At 58.9% G+C, this 1,097-nt stretch carries 1 protein-coding gene and 1 pseudogene; both read left to right on the top strand.

Annotated elements, in window-relative coordinates; translation table 11 throughout:
• On the top strand, positions 1-845 hold an 845-nt coding region (locus tag ACXRVY_RS30935; RefSeq protein ID WP_458239200.1), incomplete at its 5' end, for an SCO family protein.
• A 102-nt stretch (positions 846-947) separates the two neighbouring features.
• Positions 948-1,097 (top strand): annotated as a pseudogene (locus ACXRVY_RS30930) (two-component sensor histidine kinase); the annotation flags it as partial.

The following is a 1,097-nucleotide window of genomic DNA, read 5'->3' as shown; positions in this document are numbered from 1 at the left end:
AGGTGGTGGTGATCAACTTCATCTTCACCTCGTGCAGCGACTCCTGCCCCCTGGAAACCGCGCGCCTGCGCCAGGTGCAGAAACTGCTGGGGGATCGGGTCGGCAAGGACATCTTCTTCTATTCCATCAGCATCGACCCCTTGAGTGATACCCCCGAGGTGCTCAAGGCCTATGCGCAGCGCTTCCAGGTCGGGCCGGGCTGGAAATTCCTCACCGGGGAATTCGCCGACGTCACCGAGTTGCGCAAGAAACTGGGGCTGTTCATCGAAGGCATCGATAACGGGCGCAACAAGGACCACAACCTGAGCCTGATCATCGGCAACCAGGCAACGGGCCGCTGGATGAAATCCTCGCCGTTCGAAAATCCGTGGATTCTGGCCGATCAACTGGCCAATACCCTGCATAACTGGARACAGCCCAGTGTGGAAGAAAGCTACGTCAACGCACCGGAAATCCGCCCGCCGAGCAATGGCGAAGAGCTGTTCCGCACCCGCTGCGCGTCTTGCCACAGCCTCGGTCCGCTGGACGGGCAGGGCATTGGCATGCGCAGCATCGGCCCGGACCTGATCGGCGTGACCCATCAGCGCGATCCGGCCTGGCTCAGCCGCTGGATCCGCGAACCGGATCGCATGCTCGCGGAAAAGGACCCGATTGCGATGGAGCTGTTCGATCGCTACAACAAGATCCCGATGCCCAACTTGCGGCTGGATGAGCATTCCGTCCGGTCCATCATCGATTTCCTGCAAGAAGAAACTGACCGTCAGCATCCGCCAGTGGTCAGTGGTAATGAGGAGCCTGAGCATCATCATTCGGTCGCGCAACCCGACATGACCCAGGTGCCATAGCGTCGAAATAGTTACGTGGGCCAGTCAATTGCTATCAATGTTACCTACACTGACTTGATACCCGGCTGGAAAGGCTCGATTTCAAAGACTCAGGACATAGCCATGCAGATACTGGAACAACAAAAGGTAGCTGCGCCGCAGGCTCCGGCAGTACCGCGCAAGGGCTGGCGGCCGCAGTTCAATTTGCTGCGCTGGTTCTCCCTGGCAAGCTTTTTCATCATCGCCGTGGTGGCGCTGGGGCTGGGTTACATC

It is taken from the genome of Pseudomonas sp. P5_A2_2 (genome assembly GCF_054177685.1).
The sequence above is the reverse complement of the archived record's forward strand: the minus strand, read 5'-3'. Positions and strand labels throughout refer to the sequence as shown.